Origin of the sequence: Zobellia barbeyronii (genome assembly GCF_018603515.1) — a bacterium.
GTDB lineage: Bacteria > Bacteroidota > Bacteroidia > Flavobacteriales > Flavobacteriaceae > Zobellia > Zobellia barbeyronii.
This window is the reverse complement of sequence record NZ_JACATN010000001.1, coordinates 681,969-708,521: the sequence shown is the minus strand read 5'-3', so window position 1 is coordinate 708,521 and position 26,553 is coordinate 681,969. Positions and strand designations below refer to the sequence as shown.

Genomic DNA, 26,553 nt, shown 5'->3' with positions numbered 1-26,553 from the left:
ATGGAATTAAGGAAAAACATTGACAAAGTGTTGGCCTATTTTCTCGTTACTATAATGGGAATTATGGTCTTAAACGTACTGTGGCAGGTGTTCAGTCGGTTTTTATTGGGTTCACCAAGTTCATTTACAGATGAGCTGGCCAGATACCTAATGATTTGGGTTGGAATTTTAGGAGCCGCATACGTATCAGGTAAAAATTTACACGTAGCAATTGATGTATTGCCAAAACGTTTTAGCCAGGGTACACAAAAGAAATTACAGTTAATAGTGCATTGGTTAGTGATTCTATTTAGTCTTGGAGCTTTAGTTATTGGCGGTTCAAGATTGGTTTATATTACTCACGTATTGGACCAACACTCTCCTGCTTTACAAGTGCCATTATCTCTTGTTTACCTTGTGATTCCTATTAGCGGCGTGCTAATTATCTATTATAAAATTTCTGACCTTCTTAAAGACTAAGTATTATGGAGTATTTACCAATTATAGTTTTGGTCCTGAGTTTTGTAGTTCTATTGGCCATAGGAACTCCCGTTGCGTGGAGTATTGCCATATCATCTGTTCTTACCATGTTAGTAAGCATTCCTGTGTTACCAGCATTTACGACAGTTTCTCAACGAATAGGCACAGGTCTAGATAGTTTTGCCCTTTTAGCCATACCCTTGTTTATTCTTTCGGGTGAGCTGATGAATAAAGGAGGAATCGCACACCGTTTGATTGCTTTTGCAAAGACTTTGGTGGGCTCCTTACCCGGTGGTTTAGCACTAATTAATATTGTTTCCGCTATGCTAATGGGGGCCATTGCCGGCTCCGCTATGGCAGCTGCTTCCGCAATGGGAAGTATTTTGGGACCTGAAATGGAAAAAGAAGGATATTCTAGGGAATTTGGTGCGGCCGTGAACATCACTGCAGCTACTACAGGTCTTATTATTCCTCCTAGTAATGTACTTATCGTCTATTCTTTGGCAAGTGGTGGGGCTTCTATTGCTGCATTGTTCTTAGCAGGGTATATTCCGGGTATTCTTACAGGACTTTTCTTGATGATAATTGCTTCGTTTTGGGCTAAGAAAAAGGGCTATAAAGTAGGGAAACGTAGCACGTTAAAAGAGGTTTTTAAAACTTTTGTGGATGCATTACCAAGTCTTTTCATGCTGGTAGTAGTTATTGGGGGTATTGTAGCTGGTATTTTTACAGCAACAGAAGCATCAGCTATTGCGGTATTGTATAGTATGTTATTAGGGTTTTTCTACAGGGAAATATCACTTCCGAGACTTCCAAAAATTTTATTGGACTCTGCTTCTACCACTGCCATCGTAATGTTACTAATTGGGGCTTCTATGAGTATGTCTTGGGCGTTATCATATGAGAATATACCACAAGAGATTAGTTCAGGGCTTCTTGGTATCAGCGACAATAAAATTGTCATACTTCTGATTATCAACTTACTGTTGTTATTCGTGGGTATTTTTATGGATATGACGCCAGCAGTATTGATTTTCACACCTATCTTTTTACCTGTTGTGACCAAATTAGGATTAGATCCAGTACATTTTGGAATCATCATGGTTTTAAATCTTTGTATTGGTCTCTGTACACCACCTGTGGGCTCTGTACTCTTTGTTGGGGTTGGTATTGCCAATACAACCATAGAAAAGGTGATAAAACCGCTGTTACCGCTGTTTATAGCTATGGTAATAGCACTATTATTGGTAACGTATATACCGCAGCTTAGTTTATGGTTGCCAAGCTTATTTGATTTATAGAATAACGGGTTAGTAGATAAAAGGCCTATTTCTTGGAGATGTTTATAGTAACATAACCAAGAAATAGGTCTTTCTAGTTTTTGCTAAGTAGCAAGATTACTTTACATAAAAGTAATAAAGCCCTAATCTTATGATTACGACAAGGACATGAATAAGAGACATCTTTGTCTTGCGCTATCTGGCATACGTTCTTACTCGAATTAGCTTGAATACTATTTAGCCGATGGGGACATCGGTTTTTTTGGTTTTAAAAACTTCCTTTTGTTCTTTCTTTCTTAAAAAATCACGATACCATTTTCCAGAGGCCTTAATGGTCCGTTTTAAAGTTTTAAAATTGATATGTACCAAACCGAATCTAGGGTAATACCCTTCGGCCCATTCGAAATTATCGGTGAAGGTCCAAACAAAATATCCAGATACTTTCACTCCTTCTGAACTGGCTTTGTGCACTTGTTTTAGATAATTCTGGATATAGGAAGTTCGCTCTAAATCGTTAACTTTTCCATCTTTCAAACTGTCTTCAAAAGCAGCTCCATTTTCGGTAATCAGTATTTTTTTCACACCTTCGTAAGCGTTGAATTTTTTCAACATTTCATAGATGCTAGGTGGGTAAACTTCCCAGTCCATTAATGTGGTTTGGACATTTCTGTCGGAAGCTTTTACGATTTTGGCTCTTAGATAAGGCACGGTATAACTATGTCTAACGACCTCTCGGGTATAATTTTGTACACCTATGAAATCAAAATCAAAAATACTGTTTTGAGCATCTTCTGGTTTTTCATATTTCTTTATTTTTCGTAATACAGGAATACTTTCATCCGGGTAGCCAAGACCCAAACTAGGTTCAATAAAAAGTCGGTTTAAAAGGGTATCTGCCTTATCAGCTGCTTTAAGGTCTTTTTTACTATTTGATCGTGGCGTAATTTGAGAACATGAAAAAGTGGTTCCTATTATTGCACCAGGCACCATTTTACGCAGTAATCTTCCTCCTAAAGCTTGGCACAAAACTGCATGATGAATAGCAGGTATAAAATTTCTAAGCCCTTTTTTTCCTGGTGCGTGTACACCTAAAAAATATCCTGCTCCGGTGAATACCATGGGTTCGTTAAGTACCATCCAGTGCTTTACACGATCACCAAAATGCTTACTGCAAATTTTCACATAAGCTTCAAACCATTCTAAAACCTTTCTGTTGGTCCAGCCCCCCAAGTCTTCTAGGGTTTGAGGCAAGTCCCAATGGTATAAGGTTACCCAAGGGGTAACACCACATTCTAGACAAAAATTAATAACGTCGTTGTAGAATGCTATTCCTTGTGGATTAACCTTTCCTGTCCCATCTGGTAGTATTCTAGACCAGGACAATGAAAACCGAAAGTGATCAATATTCATCGATTTCATTAAAAGAATATCCTCTTTATACTTATTGTAGAAATCACAGGTTATTTGTCCATGCTGATTTTCAAAAATGGTTCCTTTCTTAGTTACAAACTCATCCCAAATAGATATTCCTTTTCCGTGAGCTTCGTGGGCTCCTTCAATCTGATAAGCAGCGGTAGAAACACCCCAAACAAAATCTTCTCCAAAATCTTCAGGTTGCAAATCAAAGTTTGATTGCTCACTTGTATGCGTCATTTAAAACTGTTTGTCTTTTTTGAACGTTAAAGATTCTTCTAGAACGGATTCAATTATCTCATCTGTAAGGTCAGGGTAGTTTACCTCTATCTTAGTATCCGTATAGACCCAATTTTTGATTTTGTCTAGATGTTTTATTTTTAGTGATTTGACTACGGGTACTCCCATATCCTTTAATGCTGCTGCGTTGCATTGCTGCTCATATTGGCCTTTCATAGGAATAACCAATAATTTCTTTTGCATATATAAAGCTTCGGCAGGGGTTTCAAACCCAGCACCACAGAGAACACCTTTACTTTCTGCCATACTATGAACAAAAGCTTCGTTGGTGATGGGGCTAATGGTTATGTCCTTTGAGATAAACTCTTTCTGGTTATGCTTTGAGAATACTTGCCATTTTACATCCTTAATATTCGAGAGCATTTTTAGGATTTTTTCATCGCTATAGGAAGGAAGGTAAACTGTGTAATGTTCTCCAGGGGTTGTTTTTATAGACCTTACATCTTGTCTAATGATGGGTGTAAATATGTTATCGTCATAATTCTTAAAGTGAAATCCATATTGGGAAGTAGAGGGCGCATACTTTTCTAGTATAATTTTTCCCAGATGGTCTTTTTGCTTCGGTTTAGGAGCATGGCGAGATAAAACGGCGGATTGATGACTAAGAGCAACACATGGCAAGTTCTTAGTTTTGCAGGCCCACGCAGATATAGGTTCAAAATCGTTTATGACCAAATCATATTCCGCCACAGGAATACTTTTAATTTCCTTGTTAATTCTAGCGGCATTTGTTTTTAAGTAGGTGCGCCACATATCAACACCGCCTTTCTTTCCAAAAATGAAACTCCAACCACTTAGTTGATATTTTATAGGGTAAGGCAGCTTAATGTCTGCTTGGGTACCGCTGACCAATATATCTAGCTCAACATTTTTTCTCTGTAAAGCGGGAATAATATCTCGGGCCCTACTTAGATGCCCATTTCCAGTGCCCTGTATAGCATAGAGTACTTTCATCTAATGTGTGTTTTGAGGTTGGTCTTTGCTCACTTTTGATGTTACCATGTCATTGAATTCCGCCATTAAACTTTGAAAAAGCTCTTTTTTCTCCAACATTTCAACGTGGTCATTACTGTCTGAATTATGAACTTGAATGTGCTTGTCATCCTCATATCTATATAATGTCCATTCGCCTTTAACGTATTCTAACGCGGTGAGGTTTTCAATCCAATCTCCAGAATTTAGATACATTACAGAACCGTTATCTGTTTCAATAGATTTGATTTCAGGCTGATGAATGTGCCCACAGATGACATAGTCAAATTCGTTCTCTATGGCAATATCAGCTGCAGTTTGTTCAAAATTATTAATGAACTTCACGGCAGATTTCACACTGTTCTTTATTTTTTTAGACATGGAAACAGGACCTTTTCCTAACTTCTTATAACAGAAGTTTACCCCACTGTTTATGAGTATGAGGGTGTCATATCCTATAGCTCCCAGTTTAGCCAGCCATTTGGAGTGTTGCATGGTAACATCAAAAACATCCCCATGAAAAATCCAGGCCTTTTTGCCATGAACCGGTAATACCAGTTTGTTAACAATGCTAAAAGAACCTAGATTAAATCCGGAAAACTTGCGCATCATTTCATCATGATTACCGGTAATGTAGTGCACTTTTACGCCCTTGGTAATCCACTCCATTATGAGCTTTACCACCTTCATATGAGATTTGGGCCAGTATCGTTTATTGAACTGCCAGATATCTACAATATCTCCGTTTAAGACTACTTGCTTTGGGTTTATTGATTTTAGATATTGGATGAGCTCTTTTGCGTGGCAACCGTAAGTGCCAAGGTGTATGTCTGAAATGACAACAATATCAACAGGTCTTTTTTTCATTGTATAAATTGCTGGCTGTGCTTTCTAATTTTCTTGAATTTTAAGGGCGAAAAGTAACTTCTAAGTTGTGAGATTAGAAGGTTTGCCACTAGGGTCGATAGGTAGATGATAACTATCTTCATAATTAGAAAACAAGTTTGGATAAAGGTTCTGCTTTTAGTTGAATAGACCGTAAACTGGAGATTAACAATTTGTTAGTTAATCTTTACATTTCAAAATTGGTGCTGTAGAGGTGTTCTGTCTTTTCTTTAAGCTACTATTGAAATTGTCCGTAGACAATGATTTGAACAGGAGTACTGTATTTTAAACAAGAAAAAACCGATGCATGAGACGTGCATCGGTTTACTAAACTAACTCAAACTAGATTAACTCAAATAATCACAGTGCAAAATTCGTTAAAAGCTGTCGTTAAAAAGTTAACTTAATATCAAGCTATCATTATGTAAACTATAGGCTGATGTAAACCGTAAAAGCAAGAAGTACGGTCTGATAATTTTTGTATGCAGCATCTAGCCTTCTAAGATTTATTAAAATTGATAGTTACTGATCCACTAACCAATCTGTTCTCATTATCTATTCCGCTAAAAACACCGTCTTGTTTTTCGCTATCATCTTTTAGAAAGTAGGTTTTGAAATATATATCTACGTGGTCAAAAGCAATAATGCCAGATAAATCCAAGTTAAAATGAACTACGGACCCTTTGTTAAGTAAATCCATATTGTCTTTCTCAAAGTAGACATTCTCTGTCTGAACTACCATTTTATAATTGGTAGGTAATATTTTGAAATGGAGCTTTTCTATAAAACCATCAGGAAAAAAGAAAGTTAACGTATATGAGCCAGCCAGACTTTCATAAATTGAAGCATACGGACTTTCATCTGAAATTTCTAGAAAATGTTTTGGAACAATACTTTTGTTTACAATACGCTTGTTTCTGACTTCCATAGCAATATAAGGAGGGATATGGGGGTCTTTAGATTTTTCCTCCATATCTTCCTTAGATTCACACCGTTCAAGAATACTTTGCCCTGCCACTGTGTTTGTATAGATGTCAAAAGTACAATAGGTGCCAATTAAGTATTTTACGTTTGAAGGCTCGCTATGACCTATATAGTATATCTCACTTGCCCCTTCTACCAATTTTCCGTCAAGTAGTGTTTTGGAAGATATATGAAGTGTATCTTCTCTTCTTATGATATTTCCAAAGTTGTAGTGTTCTTTTGTTGAACCATCTTCTTGGGGGTAGACATAGGTATGTTTAATTTTCTTCCAGTTGTTAGAAACGGTGGTTTCTCCTTTTAATATAATGTCATCTTCACCAGAATAGTAATTCAAATAGTAATAGGTTTTATTGGCAGTTTCATCGTAGAGTAGAGCATGCTGCTTTTTCTCCTTTAAACCCTCTAATCTGTTTTCGTCAAGAAAACTTTCTACGGAGTCGTATCCCAAATACAAAAGCAATACAGATTTGTAATATTGGTTGAGTTTAATAATCGGTTTTCCTTTTCTAAAGTCTCTAACCTTGTCATAAAGGTACTTTCCATTAATAAAATCACTTCCAATATGCTCTAGGTCTTCTTTAAGGTTTGGTCTCTCAGAATCGTAATTTCCGTACCCATAAAATTGCATAGATTTCGGTATCTCTTTTATTCCATGCTTTTTTTTAAAGGTTTCCTCTAATTCATCTAGGAAAATTTCAAAATATGCAGCCGTAAGGGGTAATCCAAAAAATTCCTGTTTTTTCATAAATTCCAATTTATTATTTAAAATTATGAAATAATGTTTTAATAACGATAAATAACTGATAAGAATGTGTGTCTCATACTTTTATAAAATAATCCAATGTTCATCTAAGCCAGTCACTTATGAAAAAACTACTATTTATTTTAATGTTGATTCCAATTATAAGTTGGAGTCAAGAACGTACCTTAAGTGGTACAGTAAACTTTGATGGTGAGCCTTTGCCAGGAGTTAATATTGTAGAAAAAGGCACTTCTAATGGTGTTACAACAGATTTTAACGGAAGTTTTGAAATAGCCGTAAATGGCCAATCTACGTTAGTGTTTTCTTATATAGGATTCAAAACCATAGAGATTCCATTAAAGGAGAGCAATGTACTTAATGTTGTTCTTGAGGAAGACGCCCAACAATTAGAGGGTGTACAAGTAACAGGTTTTGCCGGTGTGGTAGGACGTGCAAGAAAACGTACGGAATCTGTACAGTCTATTCCTGAGTCGGTTACCGCATTAAATGCAGAAGGCATCGAAAAAAACGGAATTAATAACGTTACCAACTTTGCTAAATTGGTTCCTAACTTAAAACTGAACAGCTCACAAGCTGCCGGTATTAATTTTTTAACGGTCAGAGGTATTCCTCAAATACGAAACGCAGATGCACCGGTTGCATTTGTAATAGATGGGGTTACCATTCCTGATCCTAGTTTGTTGAACCAAGAATTGTTCGATTTGGCATTGATTGAAATCGTAAAAGGACCACAAGGTGCACTTTACGGAAAGAATGCTATTGGTGGGGCCATTAATATTTACTCTAAAGAGCCTGTAAATACTACTAAGAACAATCTAACCTTAGGATATGGAAATGCCAATGCGCTATTAACGCAGTTTGTTTCTTCGGGTGCAATTAAAAAGGATAAGGTATTCTACCGTCTTTCTACACAGTTCAAGAACTTTGATGGTCTATTGACCAATGAATTTGATGATGAAAAAGTAGATTTTTCTAGAGAATTCAATGCTAGGGGACAAATTATTGCAAGAATAACAGATAATTTCAAGGCTAGCGCCACGATGCAATTTATAGATGTAAGTGGAGGAGCGGCTTACTATTCTGTAAATCCTACAAGCAATGTATTTGTTGACGGTGCTCCAGGTGGTCCTCTTTCTCCTGATCCTGAAAAAGGCAATAATGTTATAAATCATGATGAGCCAGGTAAATCGGATATTAGAAATGCATTTGGAAGCCTTTCTTTGGACTATACTCCCGGTAAGGTTAAGATTCAAAGTATTACCTCGTATAACTATGTTGATAGATCATTAAGTGGAGATTTAGATTTCACACCTTTTGATGATTTTACTCAGGGAGAAACTGCTGAAACAAGAACTTTTAATCAAGAACTACGATTAAGCAATGTAGCATCGGAAGGTAAAATTAACTGGAGCGCAGGTGGTTTTTATCAGGATATAGAAAAGCCTTTTTTCCAAGACGGACTTAATAGAGATTTTGATTTAAACCAACTTTTTTATGGTATTGCTGCAGACGTAGTAAATACAACAACGACTTATGCGGTATTTGGTTTTATTGATTATAAATTAACTGATAAGCTTACTGCTTCTGCAGGTTTCCGTTATGACAATGACACATTTAAACAAGAAGACGGTTTGTCTGGGGATACCTTTGACCGTTCTAACAATGTTATACAGCCAAAAGCTTCCTTATCATATCAAGCTACAGAAAATGCTTTAATATATGCTAACTACGGTAGAGGATACAGAACAGGTGGATTTAATCCCGCAGTAACCGATCGTTTTAATAGGGATTTTGAAGATGAACTGACCGATAATTTTGAACTCGGTTTTAAAACATCAATGTGGAACAACCGCTTTATTCTGAACGGATCTGCTTTTTACACTGATTTTTCTAATCAGCAGCAGTACATATTTGATCTAGATACATTTTACCCTGGTAACTATAACTATGATAAGAGTAGAATCATAGGTTTTGAGTTAGATGCAAAACTTAGATTGTCTAAGTATTTAGATTTATTAGCTAACTATGGTTTTGTAGATTCTGAAATTACGGAAGGCGGAACCACTGGTGGTGCAGATGGTACAGCTACAAATTTGAATGTTTTTAACGGAAAAAAGACTCCCTTTGTGCCTCAAAACAACTTTAACATAGGCTTAGAGTCTAGTTTTGCACTGACCGAAAAAGTAAACTTTGATGGTAGTATCAACTTAAATAGTACAGGTAAGACCTATTGGGATGAAAATAATTCTGATGCTTTTACTACAAGTGCTTATCAACTTTTGGATGCCAGAGCATCCATTTCTTTTGACAACGTAAAATTCACCATCTGGGGGAATAATATTTTAGACAAACAGTATTATACGGAGTATGTACCAAGCTCTTTATTTGGTGCCTTTGATGATCTTGGATGGAGAGGAAGACCGGCCACCTATGGTGCTTCGGTTTCAGTAAGCTTCTAATAACTTTTCAATAAATGGGAGTGTAGTTAGAATTTTCTGCACTCTTTTTTTCAACAAAATAAAAATACATATGAGCACCAATTACAATTTAGAACGTGCCTTGGTAGCCAAGGTAATCATGCAAGATATGTTTAAAGTAACAGCAGGGGAATCAGTTGCTATAACAGCAGATTCAGGTAACGACCCTTTACTTATGAACGCATTTGCCGAGGCGGTTTATGCCGTTGGAGGTAAACCTTTATTAATCTGGATGCCTAAAGCAGAAAAAGACGGGCAAGCAGGTATGAAAGATTGGCCAGCAGAGGCTTTAACTGGAGCTTTAAGTAATGTAGACGTTTGGTTGGAGTGTAATTCCACCATCCTTTTATATTCTGATATTTGGGAGAATGCTTTTAAAAATAACAAAAGGTTACGTTATTTAATTATTGCCGACTCTAGCGTGCAATCCCTTTTAAGAACTTTTACAGGATACAAAGTAGCAGATCTAGGTGAAATGCTTAATAAGGTCCGTGACATGGTTTTGAAGTGTAAAACAATTCGCATTACTAGCGATAATGGTACAGATGTATCTTATGACATTGACCTAAATTATACGTTTGATATTGACGATGGCGACTTCTCTATGCCTAAATTTGGTACCGCTCCGGGGTATGTAAACATGGTTCCTAAGATAGAAAGCATGAATGGCACCATTGTTTTTGATCTTTTAATGAATGCAAATGTTTACGGTACCGATAACCGAATAGAATTTGTAATGAAAGATAGTAAGATTGCTGATGTAAAGGGTACGCCCGCAGAGGCAGAGAAATTTAAGGAGTACCTTGCATCATTCAACGATCCTAATATGTACAAAATATCGCATAATATGTTTGGTCTTAACCCTAGTATTCGTAAAATGCGAGGAGAGGTTGTAGAAGACGAACGTGTGTGGGGTGGCGTAGATTTTGGCTTCGGTCATACAAGTCCGATGGATATGCCTCCGTTAGGTCAAGTAGCTAAATCTCATTTTGATGGTATTGTGGGTAAAGTAAGTATTTACCTTGATGATGTACAGATTGTTGAAGATGGCGTATATACGCATCCAGATTTAAAACCTTTAGCAGAGAAACTAATAGGCGCATAACTATGTCAATTGAAGCAGAACAGGGAAACGACGATTACTCCAGAACGAAAGTACCCGAAGAAAAGACCGTTCATGGTCTTCGTATCGCTGGTATTATCGTTGGTATTGGTATTACGCTTCCCGTACTGTTTTTAGGTGCAGAAGTAACCCAATCTGTAGGTATGAGTACCGCTATTTGGATTTTTGTAGGTGTCTGTCTTGTGCTTAGTGTGCTATGTGGTATTACCGCTGTAATTGGTAACCGTACACGCTTATCTACCTATATGCTGTTGCATTTTCCTTTTGGTAAAATGGGGGCAAAACTCATAAATGTCATTGTAGGTGTAACACTATTAGGCTGGTATGCAGTAACTATTGAAATCTTCGGAACCTCATTAAACGATGCCTTTACACAGTTATTAGGATGGAATTTTCCCGCCTGGATAAGTATTTTAATCGGCAGTGCTTTAATGACATTGACGGCACTTTACGGTATTAAGGCAATGGAAAAGTTATCTAATATCTCGGTACCGTTACTACTCATATTTATGGTGTTTGTACTGTTTACCTCTTTAGGAGGAAGCGAGTGGGATGTTATAATTGCATTTGAAGGTTCTGGCGGAATAGGAATTCGAGAAGCCATTTCTGCCGTGGTAGGTATGGCGATATTGACTCCCGTGCTTATGCCAGATTATTCTCGATTCGCAAGAACAGATAAAGATAGTTTATTGGCAGTTTTGGGTTTGGCCATTGGGTTCCCAATTGTATTATTGGCAGGTGGTATACCAAGTTTGACTACTGGTGAAATCGATATTATGAAAATTATGATAGGCTTAAGCTTAACGCTACCAGCCTTACTTATTTTAATATTCTCGACTTGGACAACCAATTCTGCAAATCTATATTCTACAGTACTTACCTTTTCCACAATTTTTACAAAACAGGGTAATTGGCGTATAGGGCTTGTTGCAAGTGCTATCGGTACTATTTTGGCAATTGCAGGAGTTACCGGCTATTTTATCGATTTCCTTAATATTTCGAGTATTTTCATTCCGCCAGTATCGGCTATTTTTATTGCGGATTTCTTTTTTGTGAAAAAGCAAAATTATGATTTAAAAGATTTTGACAGCCTTCCTAATTTTGACTTAGCAGCTGGTATTAGTTGGATCGTAGCCTGTATTGTGGCCTATTTAGGTGCATACGATTATATGACATTAACTACCATTTCATTTTTCGATTCCTTTTTAGTGGCTTTCATCTTATACCTTATCCTTAAAAAAATAATAAAGTAAATGGTTCTTAACGATTTAAAACCTAATGCCATTTGGCAACATTTCGAGTCAATTAACTCAATTCCTAGGGCATCCACCAAAGAAGAAGAAATCATTCAATTCATGATTGCCTTTGGGAACTCATTGGGTTTGGAAACCATAGTGGATGATATAGGCAACGTCATAATCAAAAAACCAGCATCCGCAGGAAAAGAAAATCATAAAACTGTTGTATTACAAGGTCACTTAGATATGGTACACCAAAAGGAAGCTGGATCTAAATTTGATTTTGCTACCCAAGGTATTGAAATGTACATAGATGGAGATTGGGTAAAGGCCAAAGAAACCACATTAGGTGCAGATAATGGTATAGGTTCTGCTGCAATAATGGCCGTATTATCTTCAAACGACTTGGTTCATCCGCCGATAGAAGCGCTTTTTACCATAGATGAAGAAATGGGAATGACAGGTGCCATGGCATTGACCAACAAACAATTAAAGGGTAAAATACTACTAAATCTTGATTCTGAAGAAGATGATGAAATAACCATAGGTTGCGCTGGCGGTGCCGATGTAGAAATTAAGGGAACTTACGCTACAGAAACTTTAAACGCTGCTGCCTATGAAATGCAAACCATAACTGTAGGTAATTTAATTGGGGGTCATTCGGGTGTAGATATTCACCTTAATCGCGCCAACGCTATTAAAGTAATGGCAGAATGCCTACAAGAACTCACTGCTAAGTTAGAATGTAGAATACAGTCTGTACACGGTGGTACGTTAACCAACGTAATACCTAGAGATTGTAACGCTGTAGTTGCGATACCAACCACAGAATTAGATGAATTTATAAGTGAACTGAAAGCCTTAGAAAGTAAGAGTAGACAGCAGTATGCTGCAACAGATTCGGCATTGACGATTACGACTACAAAAACGGCAACTACGCTATCTGTAATGAGCAAGGATGCACATGATTATTTGCTTTCCGGTTTACTATCGATACCGAACGGGGTATATAGAGTTACCCCTAAAATGCCAGATTTGGTACAGACCTCTAACAGTATTTCTATTATTAAATTAGAAGGAGGTAGGTATACGATTGCCTGTCATGCGAGAAGCTCGGTAGATAAAGAGCGTTTAGAAATTATAGAAACCATTACAGGTATTTTCAATGAAAGTGACGTACTTGAAATAGGACCTTACCCTGGTTGGGAACCTCGCCCTGATAGTGAGCTTTTACATGCGGCAGTAGCTATTTACGAAAAATTAAATGGAGTAAAACCCGCAGTGAAGTCTATACATGCAGGCTTAGAAACTGGTATATTATCTGGCACATATCCTGATATGGAAATGATATCTTTTGGCCCTAATATTCTAGGAGCCCATTCACCAGAAGAACGATTGCAAATTAGTTCAACACAAAAATTCTGGAAGTTTCTTACCGAAATATTAAAGAACTTATAATTCGTTTTAATACATAAATACAATGGCAGATAACCAATATACCAACACAAAAGTACAGTCGAAAGACTTTACATCTGGGTGGTTAATTGCTGTTATTATTGCAGGTACAGGGCTAACATTACCTATTTTATATTTAGGTTCTGAGGTAGCTTTGAGTGTGGGGTTTAAGAATGCTCTTTGGGCATTCGGACTTTCAACTTTGGTGCTGACCATTATGTGTTTAATTACCACCAAAATTGGTAATCGTTCGCGACTGTCTACATACATGATTCTCCATTTTAGTTTTGGAAAACAAGGAGCAAAAATCATAAATTTTATTTTCGGTATTACCCTTTTGGGTTGGTTTTCTGTAGCGCTAGAACTTTTATCTGTTGCCGTAGTAGATACTGCCCTCAATACCCTATCACTACAATTACCAAAATGGCCAATTGTAATTGTTATGGGTGCCTTAATTACGGTGACCACTTTCTTTGGTATTAAAAGTCTAGAAAAACTAGCGAATATAGCCGTGCCATTTTTGACGCTTTTTTTATGCTACGTGATTTACGTTTCATTTGAAAACGGAATGTCTTTTCAAGAGCTGTTAGATTGGGTACCAGAAAATCCGAAGATGACGCTGTTCGAAGCTATTTCTATATTGATAGGCTCTTCTATACTTTTTCCTGTAATGATGGCAGACTTTTCTAGATTTATCTATAATGACAAGCAAAGTATGATTGCTGTTTTAGGTATTACCATTGGGTTTCCGTTGGCTTTGACATTTAGTGCCATACCATCTATACAAACAGGGGAAGTTGATATTATTAAGGTGATGCAGGAATTCGGCTTAATTTTACCTGCATTCGCTCTTTTACTGGTATCTACTTGGGTCGGTAATGCTAGTAATCTGTACTCAACTGTATTGACATTCTCTACGATAAAGACAGAGTGGTCATTTAAAAAAATAGTAATTATTGCAAGTGTTTTGGGTATTGGCTTGGCATTGCTAGAATTCTCGCAATACCTTTTCGATTTTCTAAATTTGTTAGGTGTTCTCGCCCCATCGATTTCAGCAATTTATATCATCAATTTTTTCTGGGTAAAAAACCAACGGTATGAGCTGAACGAAATTACAGATTGGGAACCTGCAGCTCTAATTAGTTGGGTTGTAAGTTCTGGTATCACTTTTTTGACCTATTTAGAGATCTTTCAATTGACCCACGCCTATTTTATAGATTCATTTTTGTTAGGAGGGTTAATATACACCCTCTTAAATTGGAAGGAAATAAGAAAAGCAAACTAATAATTTCCTTGGCTATTACCTAAAAAAATAGGTTTTCATGTGTTCATCCCCAACGTAGCAACACCTCTCTTAATTTCTTAATGAAATGTTAATTATAGAATCTCTGATTTTGTAGGCTATTTTATGTCTCATATTAGAATACTGACTTCTTATTTTAATAATTCCTACGTTTTTCTGTGTTGTATTGATGAATATGCATTGATATCTCCATAACGTTAAAAACAACTCTTCAAATTGCTTCAATATCTGATAAATATGTACTTATTTTAAGTCATATAAGCACACCTACTTATGTTACGTATAGAAAAAAGTATTAAGCTTGCGATGGCTTGATATGGATTTTCTAAATTTATTTCCCCCATGTTTTTTTATTTGAACTCATTACGTATTCATTTTTTGCCAAAGTCTATTCAAGTGCAAAATAATATGATTGAGCTTTAACCGGGGCCAATATATTATCACGAGGTAGACGACAATTATTGTAGGTGATAGTGCAAACTATTTATTTTTTCAACTTGAAAAATTCATGCTTATGAAAAAGTCTTTGCTAGTTATTCCTTTCTCTGTTCTTGTACATCTTTTTATAATCAATAGTGTTCTTTACTTTATGACGCCGGCAACATATCTGGCAGGGAGTAATGTGCTTTATTATAATTTAGCTTGGCTCATCATTACCTTTAGTTTCAACTATTATCCTACAGAGCGAAGGGAACGGTTTGAAACCAATATTGCTAGATATTTTAAGTTGCTAGGCCTTTTTGGACTATCCTACTTCGCGCTTTATGGTTTTAAAAATAATGGTGTTTATACTTTTGAATATCGTGCTTCGGTCTTCCTTATTATTTGCTTTTTTTTAACAGCTTACAGGTCATTTTTCTATTGGATTAGAACAAAATATAGATTGTACGGTGGTAACTTCAGAAATGTGGTGGTCGTAGGAAGGGATAGAAATTTAAAAAAAATAAGAAAGGTTTTTGACCAGCCGGAACTTGGTTATAGATATAAAGGCTTTTTTGATGACCGTACTTCTGGGAGCCCTACTTATTTGGGGAAGATGAACGATTCTTTTAAATATATTCTTGAAAATGACATTGACTACATCTATTGTATTGCTTCAAAATTATCAAAAAAAGAGCTCGAGTATTTAGTAACCTTTGCAGATAACAATCTTAAGAAATTGATGATTATCCCAGACAACAAAGAAATTTTTTCTCGGTCTATGTCAATTCAACTGTACGATACAATACCTGTGCTAGCGATGAGGAAATCTCCTCTTGAGTTAGATTATGCACCAGTTATAAAAAGAGCTTTTGATATTGTTTTTTCATCGTTTGTTATTCTTACGGTCCTATCATGGCTTACTCCATTATTATTCGTTTTAATGAAATCTGAATCTAAAGGGCCGTTGTTATTCAAGCAAAAAAGAAATGGTGTAAACAGAAAGGCTTTTTGGTGCTATAAATTTAGATCCATGACGGTGAATAAAGAAGCTAATACGGCTATGGCGACTAAAAATGATATGCGGGTTACTCGTTTAGGCAAAATACTGCGTAAAACTAGCATTGATGAACTGCCACAATTTATTAATGTTTTTCTTGGAGAGATGAGTGTTGTTGGTCCAAGACCACATATGGAGTCGCATACAGAGAAGTACGAAACATCCATAGATAAATATTTGGTACGACATTTTGTAAAACCAGGTGTTACTGGTCTGGCACAGATTAAAGGGTATCGTGGAGAAATTATTAAAAAAGCAGATATCGTGAATCGTATTCGGTTAGATATATTTTATACAGAAAGCTGGTCTTTAGGCCTTGATTTAAGTATTATTTTCTCGACGGTAATCAATGCGGTACGAGGAGAGGAAAAGGCATATTAATACGATATCATATAAATAAAAAAACCATCAATAAAAAATTGATGGTTTTTTTGGTGGAGAATACCGGAGTCGAACCGGTGACCTCTTGCCTGCCAGGCAAGCGCTCTAGCCAGCTGAGCTAATCCCCCTTTTAGGCTGGCGTAAAGAAAATACTTTTATACTAAGTATCAAAATTGTGAGCCAAGTAATTACTGCTGCCTATTTAATCCTTTTTTACGCTCAGTACAAGTACAGGAACTCGGGATGAAAATTCAGATTTTTGTATGGTATTCTTTTCCCAAAGTTTTTTGAAGAACCCCCTTTTGTGTCTAAAAACACATAACATATCTGGTTGCTGAGATTCAAAACGCTCTAGTACGCCAAGATAGGTAGTAGGAGCTTCTGTCATTGTTATTTGCGAACTCGCATCCATCAATGCGGTATTTATTCGTAAATCATCATCGGAGTAACCTGGTGTTTTTACTAAAAGTAAGTTTACAGTAGAGCCAAACTTCTTTTTGATATCCAATAATGGGTTCAGAATACGGTTTCTTTTAAGAATACCTGATTTAAAAGCCGTTAAAATAGTTTTTGGCGGTGTCATTACGCTGCCTTTAGGAACTATTAAAGTTGGTATATCTGTCTGTTTAATAATTTTCCCAGAAGTGTTTCCTAGATATAATTCTTCGGTAACATCATTACTTCTTGGAGCCATAATAATAAGATCTATCCCTAGTTCTTTATCTATATCCTTTAAACCATCTACAATACTGCCGTTATATGTGGCAATAGTGATATTAACGCCTTTCGCATCAATTTTATCAATTACTTCTTTTAATCGTTCTTTTCCGCTTTCTGCTACTTTTTTAGTAACGTTGGCCAAACTTTTACCAGCTCCCACAGAAACATTAAAAACTTCCATTACATAAATTCGAGAACCAAATTGCTCAGCAAAATCAACAGCGTATTGTAAAGTTTGGTGTGCATCGGGAGAAATACCTATGGGTACTAGTATATGTTTCATATGTTATTGGATTTATCGTTTAAATTTACAATTAAAATAGTATTCTAAAAATGGTAAGGTCAGCAAAGTTATCGGAAATACCTGAAATTCTCAACATTACTAGAGCATGTGCCGCTGCAATGATTAAAAATGGTATTTACCAATGGAACGAAGATTACCCAAATAAAGAGGCTTTTCAGTTAGATATTGAACGAGGAGAGCTGTATGTTTTGGAAGAAGACGGACAAATAATTGGCACTATTGTCCTCTCCACACTAATGGACGAAGAATATGTGCCTATTGAGTGGTTAACGCCATCGGACAAGAATATTTACATACATAGAGTTTCGGTACATCCTGATTTACAAGGTAAGGGCTACGCCCAAGAACTGATGACCTTTGCGGAAGATTATGCGCGCAAAAATTCATTTGCTTCGGTACGGCTAGATACTTTTAGCCAAAATAAGCGAAACCAGAAATTTTATGAGACTAGAGGTTTTGAGCGTCTGGGCGATATTTTCTTTCCCAAACAGAGCGAGCATCCCTTTCATTGTTATGAATTAGTGTTGTAATTTTGGCCCCTTGAAGGCCGAAATCAATTTTAAGTCCATTAATAAATTAGCGATACCAGCAACGATTGCAGGTATTGCAGAACCGCTGTTGTCCATTACGGATACGGCTATTGTGGGTAATATTCCTGTAGATGGACTAGAATCGTTAGCTGCAGCGGGTATTGTTGGTTCTTTTCTTTCCATGTTAATATGGATTTTAGGTCAGACGCGTAGTGCTATATCGGCCATTATTTCTCAATATTTAGGTGCCGGACGTATAGAAGAGGTAAAAACGTTGCCGGCGCAAGCCATCTTTCTCAATATAGGGTTGAGTATTGTCGTTCTGTTGTCTACTATTTTTATCGTCAAAGATATTTTTGAACTGCTTAATGCCACAGGCAAGATTCTAGAGTATTGCGTTTCTTACTATTCTATAAGGGTTTGGGGCTTTCCGCTCACACTTTTTGTGTTTGCCGTTATGGGTATTTTTCGCGGGTTACAGAATACCTACTATCCCATGCTGATTGCTATTGTTGGGGCCGTTCTAAATGTTGGACTGGATTTTGCCTTTGTTTACGGAATAGAAGGGTTTATTAAACCCATGTATTTAGAAGGAGCGGCTTGGGCAAGTCTTTTGGCACAGGGAATCATGGCAGTTATGGCCTTTGTACTTCTGGTTACCAAGACAGATATTAGTCTTAAATTAAAATTACCGGTTCATGATGAGTTGGGTAGGTTGGTGGTCATGAGTCTTAATCTGTTCGTTCGTGCTTTGGCATTAAATACGGCATTGATATTGGCGGTTCGTGAGGCAACGCAACTGGGCCCTAAATTTATTGGTGCACATACTATTGCTATCAATATATGGCTGTTCTCCGCCTTTTTTATTGATGGGTATTCCGCTGCCGGAAATATTATGGGCGGTAGGCTTTTGGGGGAGAAAAATTACAAGGGTTTGTGGCAATTGGCAAAAAAGATAATGCTGTATGGCTTGCTAGTAAGTGTAATATTAATGGTGGCCGGCTTTCTATTTTATAAACCTATAGGTCTTATTTTTTCTAAGGAAACAGTAGTGCTTAACGCTTTTTATGCCATATTTTTTATTGTTATTCTAGGTTTGCCCATGAATACCGTTGCCTTTATTTTTGACGGAATTTTTAAAGGGATGGGCGAAATGAAATTCCTCCGAAACACGCTGTTGGCAGCTACCTTTTTAGGCTTTGTTCCTGTTCTTTTTATAGGAAAGTACATGAATTTAGGTTTATACGGAATCTGGATTGCCTTTACCGTGTGGATGGTCATCCGTGGGGGTGCTCTGGTCGTTAAGTTTATCAGAAAGTTTCGGCCTCTAGTGCAAAACAATTAATTTTGATGATACATTTGTTCAACATTTAAATCACAATTATGGGAACCACCCGAGAAAACGGAAGTCTTTACATCAAAATTGATAATAAGATAGCCACTATAGAGTTTGGTCATCCGGCCAGCAATTCTTTTACTGCTGAGCTATTGGGCCGTTTGACTGCGGAGGTTGATAAACTCTCTAATAATGATGATATTTCTGTTATTATATTGAAATCTGAAGGAGACCGCGCTTTCTGTGCAGGTGCATCTTTTGATGAACTTATGGCGGTTTCTAATTTAGAAGAGGGCAAGGTGTTTTTTAGTGGTTTTGCCAATGTAATCAATGCCATGCGCAAATGTAAAAAGGTCATTATTGGTCGTGTTCAAGGCAAAACAGTGGGTGGTGGTGTTGGTCTCGCAGCTGCATGCGACTATGTGTATGCATCTGAGGCGGCATCAATACGGTTGTCCGAGCTTACTATTGGTATTGCTCCGTTAGTCATTGCTCCAGCTGTGGAACGAAAAATAGGAACGGCCGCTATTTCTGAGCTTTCATTGGCACCTACCGAATGGAAGAGTGCCTATTGGGCACAAGAAAAGGGACTCTTTTCTAAAGTTTTTGATGATATAAAGGAATTGGATAAGGAGCTAGATTTTCATGTACAAAAACTAGCCGATTACAATCCAGAAGCCATTGAAGAATGGAAGAAAGCACTTTGGCAGGGTACGGACCATTGGAATAACCTTTTGGTAGAGCGCGCTGCTATTACGGGTAGGTTGGTACTTTCAGAGTTTACCCGTAATGCATTATCTAAATTCAAAAAATAACAATAACCGACTGCCGTTAACGTTTTACTTTTTTAAATCTCAGTTATGAATATTTTAGATTTCCTGAATGGCGACCTTGTTTTTCCACTTCTCGCTCTTTTTGTAGTAGTTATATACTTTGTAAATCGCGTTCGCACAAAAAGAAGGTATAGGAGGTAGTTTCCCTTTATTTAAATGGATTAGCGGGTTTTTAACCAGCCAGTAATGCTCAGCCGTTCGCGTTTTGCAGGCTTCACTTCGTGCTCTATATCTCGACTTTCAAAAATTACAGCTCTGCCAGGAAGCGGATAAATGGTTTTTGGTATTTCACCATTTTCTCCATTTAGATAAAGTACTAATTCGCCACCGTGTTCAGGTTGCCAGTCATCTTCGTTTAAATAGCAGACAATAGAAAGTTTTCGTCGGTCATCATTTTGGAAAGTGTCCAGATGTCTTGCGTAAAATTTGCCTTCAGGGTAAACGGCGTAATGAAATTCTTTTCTCATAATGCCAAGAAAACAGGTTCTATTAAGATAAGAGGCTAAATCATTAATGCGGTCAAAGAAAAATTTATGGCTGGTATTTATTACATTTTCATCCATCCAAAGAATAAAATCACCTCGTATACCGGTTTGGATTACCTCGTTTAGTCGGTTTCCAATGGCTGCTTTTTTAAACAAGTCATCTTCATATTTCTCTAAAAGGTCTGCACGCAGGGCGTTCACAGTGACAGGGGAAAGTAAATCATCAACTACACTGTAGCCGTTTTCTAGGATATCAGAAATTATTTTTTCGTAATGCGGTTTCACCGCAAAGTCTAATTGATTATACAGTTCTTCCACTTAGGACAAAATTTAAAAGCCGGCAAATGTAATCTTAAAACGAATTGGTTTTACAAATTGAATACCTTTGCAGAACAATCTTATTTCATGAGTAACATTAGAATCACCAAACAGTTCAATTTTGAGACCGGACATGCGCTTTACGGCTATGACGGAAAGTGTAGAAATGTGCATGGCCACAGCTATAAATTATCGGTAACGGTAATTGGTCGTCCAATTACAGATACAAGCCATGTAAAGCAGGGTATGGTTATCGATTTTGGTGATTTGAAAAAAATCGTTAAAGAAGAAATTGTGGACCAGTTTGACCATGCTACTGTTTTTAATAAAAACACGCCCCATGTAGAGTTGGCAAAAGAATTGACCGATAGAGGGCACAGCGTTATTTTGGCAGATTATCAGCCCACAAGTGAGAATATGGTCATCGATTTCTCAAAAAAAATAGGCGCTAGACTTCCAGAAAATATTAGTCTACATTCGCTAAAACTTCAAGAGACCGATACTTCGTTTGCCGAGTGGTATGCATCCGATAATCAATAACACCTTCCTAAAAAGGGTATTCGTTATATTTGACATCAGATGAAAACCATTACCGTTCCTCAAGGCAAAAAAGTCTATTTTTCCAGTGATAACCACCTAGGTGCGCCAACTATGGCGGAAAGCCGACCGCGTGAGAAGAAATTTGTTGCTTGGTTAGATGAAATCAAAGAAGATGCCGCTGCCATTTTTTTAATGGGCGATCTTTTTGATTTTTGGGCGGAATATAAAACCGTAGTACCCAAAGGTTTTACCCGTACAATGGGAAAACTAGCTGAAATATCCGATTCTGGAATTCCTATTTATTTCTTTGTTGGAAATCATGATTTGTGGATGGATGGTTATTTTGAAGAAGAACTTAATATTCCTGTTTTTCATAAACCACAGCAGTTTAATATAAACGGAGTTTCTTTTTTTGTTGGCCATGGAGATGGGCTAGGACCTAATGATGTTGGTTTTAAACGCATGAAGAAAGTGTTTACCAACCCTTTTGCTAAATGGCTGTTTAGATGGATGCATCCAGATATAGGTGTACGAGTTGCTAAATATCTATCTGTGAAGAATAAATTGATTTCAGGAGATGATGATGCCAAGTTTTTAGGGGAGGACAATGAATGGTTGGTACAGTATGCCAAGCGTAAGCTAGAAACAGAACATTATGACCATTTTATCTTTGGTCACCGTCACTTGCCTATGGAAATAGAGGTGGGTGAGAATTCAAAATACACCAATTTAGGCGATTGGATTCATTATTACACCTATGCTGTTTTTGATGGGGAAAAGCTAAGCCTTGAAAAATACGAACCTACTCATTAGCTTCGTGCTCATCAATATCTTTCTGTAAGTCTAGTTTTCTAAATGAAGGTGAAACAATAGCTGTGGCACCCACCGTAATTAAAGTCATAGCACCACCAAAGACCACTGCGGTTACCGTACCCATCAATTTTGCTGTTACCCCGCTCTCAAATGCCCCTAGTTCATTAGAAGACCCTACAAACATAGAATTAACGGAAGCTACACGCCCTCGCATGTTATCTGGAGTCTTGAGTTGCAATATCGTCTGACGAATAATCATAGAAACGCCATCTACGGCACCACTTAAGAATAAGGCGATTACTGAAAGCCAGAAGTAGGTAGATAGGCCAAAAACAATCATACAGAGGCCAAAACCAAATACGGCAAAAAGTAATTTCTTGCCAGCATTTTTATGTAGCGGAAATCGCGTAGACCCCAACATGGTAAGTGCTGCGCCAACTGCTGGTGCGGCTCTCAAAACACCAAAGCCTTCTGAGCCTACATGCAGAATATCTTGTGCAAAGATTGGTAAAAGCGCTACCGCACCACCAAAGAGTACGGCTATCATATCCAGAGTCAATGCTCCAAATACAGCTTTGGTGCTGAATACAAACCGAAGTCCTTCTCGTAAACTTTCAAAGACAGGTTCTCCTATCTTAGGGTTAAGAATGGGTTTTGTCGAAATCTGAAATAGAGATATCAATGCCATTATGGAAAAACCAAAAATGAGACACATAGACCAATGCACGCCAATCCAGCTAATAGAAAACCCAGCTAAAGCAGGTCCTAAAACGGAAGCCAATTGCCAAGTAGTACTGCTCCATGTGGCAGCATTGGGATATATTTTCTTAGGAACGATTAAGGCTATTAAAGAAAATATGGTTGGTCCAAGAAACGAGCGAACAATACCACCTAGGAAAACCAAAAAGTAAATACCGTATAAAATGGTTTTAGTTTCTAGCTTATCTTCCATAGAAGGCCAACTGAGCATAAAGAGCCCAAAACTGATTACAGAGAAACCTAAAATGCATTTTATTAAAAGATTGCGTTTCTCTTTTTGATCTACAATATGCCCTGCAAAAAGAGCCATGGATACGGCCGGAATCACTTCCATAAGTCCGATGATACCTAAAGAAAGAGGGTCTTTTGTCATGGAATATACTTGCCACTCTATAACAATAAACTGCATAGACCATGCAAATACCATAGCAAACCGTACCAACAAAAAGATGTTGAATTCTTTATAACGTAAGGCTGCATAAGGATCCATAGAAATACTTTTTCGCTAAAAATAAGCCGTAAAGGTATTATTATAATCCGATGAAGGGTACGCTTAAAATACAAAAAGCCGTTTAGGTTACTATTTCATAAAACCGACTGAGCAGTCAGTTTTTTAAAGTCTTGAATTCATTGTGAAAGGGCACTTCATCGACGAACGGGTCTTTTTTAAATGCGAAATGTGATAATTATATGCTTTCTAAAGACTGTAGAAATCAAAACCAACCAAGGAGTTTGTAATTTGATTTAGAGCAAACGATTAAAAACCCTTAGAAGCCTAATTTATAAAGGGATTATCGATGGACTACGTAGTAAGAAATCCGTTAAATGGTAATTTCAATTCGGTTGCCTTCTGGGTCTTGGATAACACTTTCATAATAACCGTCTCCCGTAGTTCTTGGTTCACCAGGAATCTGAAATCCGTCAGTTCTTAGTTGCTCGGTAATGGCATCTACTTTTTCTTTTGAACCTACGGAGAGGGCAAAATGAATAAAGCCCAAATGTTCTTCCGTAGAATCTGATGCTTTAGTAATTTCCGGTTTGTGCATGAGCTCTAATCGAGAGCCTTCATCAAAACTTAGAAAGTGAGAAGTGAAGTTTTTATTTGGATTGTGATAGCGTTCTCCGCAAACAGCACCAAAGTAATGTTCGTAAAAATGCCGCGTGGCTTCAAGGTCAGATACCCATATGGCTAGGTGTTCTATTTTCATTGTATGTCTTTTAGTTTCATTTGCAAGCTGATATTTCCTTGCCATTCATTTTCATCTAGAGAAAAGACAGCACTAAAAGGTTTCTTGTTGGCCACTATGGGGAGTTTATCGCCCATATTGAAACCGATACCACCTATTGGGCCAATGCCGTTTTGCGTAGCAGCTAATTTAAGATGTGCAGCATCTTCACCTACACCTTTTGCATAGCCTGTATCTATGAGATTTTCGGACATGAACGTTGGAGTCATGTTACCAGGTCCAAAAGGAGCGAACTGTTTTAGAATACGCATCAGTTTTGGTGAAATATCTTTGAAATCCAATTGAGCATCTATGGAGATTTCTGGAATCAATAATTTTGGGTCTATGGTTTCGGAGACTACTTTTTCGAATTGTGCTTTAAAGTTTTCGAACTGCTCTTCAAGTAATGTAAGTCCGGCTGCATATTTATGTCCTCCAAACTGTTCAATGCAATCTGCACAGCCCTGTAAGGCGTTATAAACATCAAAACCTTTTACGGAACGTGCGGAAGCTGCTAACTTATCGCCACTTTTAGTAAAGACCAATGTTGGACGGTAATAGGTTTCGGTAAGGCGAGAAGCCACAATACCAATTACCCCTTTGTGCCAAGAATCCCTGTAAACTACAGAAGTAAAACGTTCTTCTTCTTTATTATCAAGAATCTGTTCAAGAGCCTCTACAGTGATTTCTTTGTCGAGTCCACGTCTGTCCATGTTGAATTTTTCAATCTGGGCGGCAAAGGTTTCGGCTTGAGTGAAATTGGTTTCGGTCAACAGGTTTACAGCATGTTGCCCATGTTCCATTCGGCCAGCGGCATTTATCCGCGGAGCGATAATGAACACTACATCTGTAATAGTAAGTACCGATTTTTTTATTTGATTGATGATAGCCTTAAATCCAATTCTAGGATTGGTGTTAATTACCTGAAGTCCAAAATAGGCCAATACGCGGTTCTCACCTGTCATCGGCACAATATCTGCACCAATGGCCGTAGCAACCAAATCAAGATAAGGAATGAGGTCCTCAATAGTTTCTCCTTGCCTAGAGCCTAATGCTTGAATCAGTTTAAAACCAACGCCACAACCACAAAGTTCATCGTATGGATAGTTGCAATCATCACGTTTAGGGTCAAGAACCGCTACAGCATCTGGTAGCGAATTACCGGGTCTGTGGTGATCACAAATAATAAAATCTATTCCTTTTTCTTTCGCATAAGCCACCTTGTCAATAGCCTTTACACCACAATCTAGCGCTATAATAAGCGAGAAATCATTGTCTTCGGCAAAATCCACACCCTTAAAAGAAACTCCATACCCTTCGGTATATCTGTCTGGAATATAAGTGGCAACGTTGGGGTAATAGCTTAGTAAATAGGAAGAAACCAAAGCTACTGAGGTGGTGCCATCCACATCATAATCGCCATAAACAAGAATATTTTCGTTATTGGCAATGGCCTCTTCAATACGTTCTACCGCAATGTTCATGTCCTTCATTAAAAAAGGGTCATGCAAATGCGTTAACTCTGGACGAAAAAAGTTCTTAGCAGCCTCATAAGTAGTTATACCCCTTTGTAATAAAAGTTGAGCCACTAAATCATCAACCTTGAGCGCATTAGCCAATTGGTCAATAGCGTCCTGTTGAGGTTTGGGTTTAATAGTCCAGCGCATAGGGTGTGAAAGTTTAAGTATCGAGTTTAACTCTTGAACTTTAATTTTGAGCTTTAACTTTAGGTTTTAAACTTAGTCCTTATGAAAAATAGTCTTGATTTCTAATGTTGCAAATTGACGGAACATCTCCATTACACCACAATACTTTTCTACAGATAGGTCTACGGCTCTTTGCAATTTTTTCTCCGCTAAGTCTTTTCCGTGAAAATGGTACTCGATAGTAACGGCATCATAAAACTTTGGATGCTCATCAGTTAGGTTGGCAATGGTTTCAATATGAAAATCATCAACCTCTAGCTTCATTTTTTTAATAAGTGAAGCTACGTCAAGTCCTGAACAACCCGCTAAACCGGATAGCATTAAAGCTTTTGGTCGCAATCCTTTTCCTTCGCCACCGTCATCCGGACCTGCATCTATAGTTAAGTTTAGACCTGATGGGTTCGTACTTTCGAACTGCATGTTACCCAGCCATTTGGTAGTAATATGATTTGTAGTAGACATAATTTTAT

General features: G+C 37.4%; 23 protein-coding genes and 1 tRNA gene. 13 read left to right on the top strand and 11 right to left on the bottom strand.

All coding sequences use genetic code 11. From position 1 onward, the window contains the following. Both HW347_RS02830 and HW347_RS02825 read left to right on the top strand, forming a co-directional pair. Positions 1-459 (top strand): TRAP transporter small permease, encoded by a 459-nt coding sequence (locus tag HW347_RS02830; RefSeq protein ID WP_214610429.1) that lies wholly within the window; start codon positions 1-3, stop codon positions 457-459. Between the two features lie 5 nt (positions 460-464). Further along, positions 465-1,760 carry a TRAP transporter large permease gene (locus HW347_RS02825; protein WP_214610428.1) on the top strand — a complete coding sequence of 432 codons (1,296 nt, stop codon included), beginning with the start codon at positions 465-467 and terminating at the stop codon, positions 1,758-1,760. Between the two features lie 216 nt (positions 1,761-1,976). Here the strand turns inward: HW347_RS02825 and HW347_RS02820 are convergent, their stop codons facing one another. The 4 genes from HW347_RS02820 to HW347_RS02805 all read right to left on the bottom strand — a co-directional run bounded on the left by HW347_RS02820 (position 1,977) and on the right by HW347_RS02805 (position 7,038). Then, positions 1,977-3,392: a GH1 family beta-glucosidase gene (locus HW347_RS02820; RefSeq protein ID WP_214610427.1), complete on the bottom strand. Its 1,416-nt coding sequence runs from the start codon at positions 3,390-3,392 to the stop codon at positions 1,977-1,979. Next, positions 3,393-4,406 carry a glycosyltransferase family protein gene (locus tag HW347_RS02815; RefSeq protein ID WP_214610426.1) on the bottom strand — a complete coding sequence of 338 codons (1,014 nt, stop codon included), beginning with the start codon at positions 4,404-4,406 and terminating at the stop codon, positions 3,393-3,395. Further along, a complete protein-coding gene (locus tag HW347_RS02810; protein ID WP_214610425.1) occupies positions 4,407-5,291 on the bottom strand; it encodes a UDP-2,3-diacylglucosamine diphosphatase in 885 nt (294 codons plus the stop codon). Between the two features lie 517 nt (positions 5,292-5,808). Beyond that, complete coding sequence (locus tag HW347_RS02805) at positions 5,809-7,038, bottom strand: hypothetical protein (RefSeq protein WP_214610424.1); 1,230 nt, start codon at positions 7,036-7,038, stop codon at positions 5,809-5,811. Between the two features lie 119 nt (positions 7,039-7,157). Between HW347_RS02805 and HW347_RS02800 the strand changes: the two genes are divergently transcribed. From HW347_RS02800 to HW347_RS02775, 6 genes are all read left to right on the top strand, one after another. Then, positions 7,158-9,515 carry a TonB-dependent receptor gene (locus HW347_RS02800; RefSeq protein ID WP_214610423.1) on the top strand — a complete coding sequence of 786 codons (2,358 nt, stop codon included), beginning with the start codon at positions 7,158-7,160 and terminating at the stop codon, positions 9,513-9,515. 70 nt (positions 9,516-9,585) lie between these two features. Next, positions 9,586-10,638 carry a M29 family metallopeptidase gene (locus HW347_RS02795; RefSeq protein WP_214610422.1) on the top strand — a complete coding sequence of 351 codons (1,053 nt, stop codon included), beginning with the start codon at positions 9,586-9,588 and terminating at the stop codon, positions 10,636-10,638. Positions 10,639-10,640: 2 nt separating this feature from the next. Beyond that, the gene (locus tag HW347_RS02790) at positions 10,641-11,909 is read left to right on the top strand and encodes a cytosine permease (RefSeq protein WP_214610421.1); all 1,269 of its coding nucleotides are present in this window, start codon (positions 10,641-10,643) and stop codon (positions 11,907-11,909) included. Then, entirely contained in the window at positions 11,910-13,352 is a 1,443-nt protein-coding gene (locus HW347_RS02785) for an aminoacyl-histidine dipeptidase (RefSeq protein ID WP_214610420.1), read from the top strand. Between the two features lie 22 nt (positions 13,353-13,374). Then, positions 13,375-14,634, top strand: coding sequence for a purine-cytosine permease family protein (locus HW347_RS02780; protein WP_214610419.1), 1,260 nt, complete (start codon positions 13,375-13,377; stop codon positions 14,632-14,634). 532 nt (positions 14,635-15,166) lie between these two features. Continuing rightward, complete coding sequence (locus HW347_RS02775) at positions 15,167-16,513, top strand: exopolysaccharide biosynthesis polyprenyl glycosylphosphotransferase (protein WP_214610418.1); 1,347 nt, start codon at positions 15,167-15,169, stop codon at positions 16,511-16,513. A 51-nt stretch (positions 16,514-16,564) separates the two neighbouring features. Here the strand turns inward: HW347_RS02775 and HW347_RS02770 are convergent. Then, positions 16,565-16,641 (bottom strand) — tRNA-Ala (locus HW347_RS02770). A gap of 74 nt (positions 16,642-16,715) precedes the next feature. Beyond that, positions 16,716-17,516: a universal stress protein gene (locus HW347_RS02765; protein WP_214610417.1), complete on the bottom strand. Its 801-nt coding sequence runs from the start codon at positions 17,514-17,516 to the stop codon at positions 16,716-16,718. Between the two features lie 50 nt (positions 17,517-17,566). On the opposite strand from HW347_RS02765, the gene HW347_RS02760 reads away from it, so the two are divergent. From HW347_RS02760 to HW347_RS02750, 3 genes are read left to right on the top strand one after another with little or no spacing between them, the layout of a single operon-like run. Next, positions 17,567-18,067 carry a GNAT family N-acetyltransferase gene (locus HW347_RS02760; protein ID WP_214610416.1) on the top strand — a complete coding sequence of 167 codons (501 nt, stop codon included), beginning with the start codon at positions 17,567-17,569 and terminating at the stop codon, positions 18,065-18,067. A 10-nt stretch (positions 18,068-18,077) separates the two neighbouring features. Continuing rightward, entirely contained in the window at positions 18,078-19,412 is a 1,335-nt protein-coding gene (locus HW347_RS02755) for an MATE family efflux transporter (protein ID WP_214610415.1), read from the top strand. A 38-nt stretch (positions 19,413-19,450) separates the two neighbouring features. Further along, entirely contained in the window at positions 19,451-20,218 is a 768-nt protein-coding gene (locus HW347_RS02750) for an enoyl-CoA hydratase/isomerase family protein (RefSeq protein WP_214610414.1), read from the top strand. A gap of 179 nt (positions 20,219-20,397) precedes the next feature. On the opposite strand, the gene HW347_RS02745 is transcribed toward HW347_RS02750, so the two are convergent. Next, entirely contained in the window at positions 20,398-21,039 is a 642-nt protein-coding gene (locus tag HW347_RS02745; RefSeq protein ID WP_214610413.1) for a 2OG-Fe(II) oxygenase, read from the bottom strand. Between the two features lie 87 nt (positions 21,040-21,126). Between HW347_RS02745 and HW347_RS02740 the strand changes: the two genes are divergently transcribed. Together HW347_RS02740 and HW347_RS02735 are read left to right on the top strand one after the other, a co-directional pair. Further along, on the top strand, positions 21,127-21,579 hold the full coding sequence (locus tag HW347_RS02740; protein ID WP_214610412.1) for a 6-pyruvoyl trahydropterin synthase family protein: 453 nt from the start codon (positions 21,127-21,129) through the stop codon (positions 21,577-21,579). 39 nt (positions 21,580-21,618) lie between these two features. Beyond that, on the top strand, positions 21,619-22,392 hold the full coding sequence (locus HW347_RS02735) for a UDP-2,3-diacylglucosamine diphosphatase (protein ID WP_214610411.1): 774 nt from the start codon (positions 21,619-21,621) through the stop codon (positions 22,390-22,392). Here the strand turns inward: HW347_RS02735 and HW347_RS02730 are convergent. The 4 genes from HW347_RS02730 to HW347_RS02715 form a co-directional block, all read right to left on the bottom strand. Further along, positions 22,382-23,641, bottom strand: coding sequence for an MFS transporter (locus HW347_RS02730; protein WP_155595453.1), 1,260 nt, complete (start codon positions 23,639-23,641; stop codon positions 22,382-22,384). The two genes, HW347_RS02735 and HW347_RS02730, sit on opposite strands and share 11 nt — an antisense overlap. Before the next feature lie 331 nt (positions 23,642-23,972). Beyond that, entirely contained in the window at positions 23,973-24,359 is a 387-nt protein-coding gene (locus HW347_RS02725) for a VOC family protein (RefSeq protein WP_214610410.1), read from the bottom strand. Next, entirely contained in the window at positions 24,356-26,044 is a 1,689-nt protein-coding gene (recJ, locus tag HW347_RS02720; protein WP_214610409.1) for a single-stranded-DNA-specific exonuclease RecJ, read from the bottom strand. Before recJ ends, HW347_RS02725 begins: the two co-directional genes overlap by 4 nt. A gap of 72 nt (positions 26,045-26,116) precedes the next feature. Continuing rightward, on the bottom strand, positions 26,117-26,545 hold the full coding sequence (locus tag HW347_RS02715; RefSeq protein ID WP_155595456.1) for an OsmC family protein: 429 nt from the start codon (positions 26,543-26,545) through the stop codon (positions 26,117-26,119). Positions 26,546-26,553: the final 8 nt, after the last annotated feature.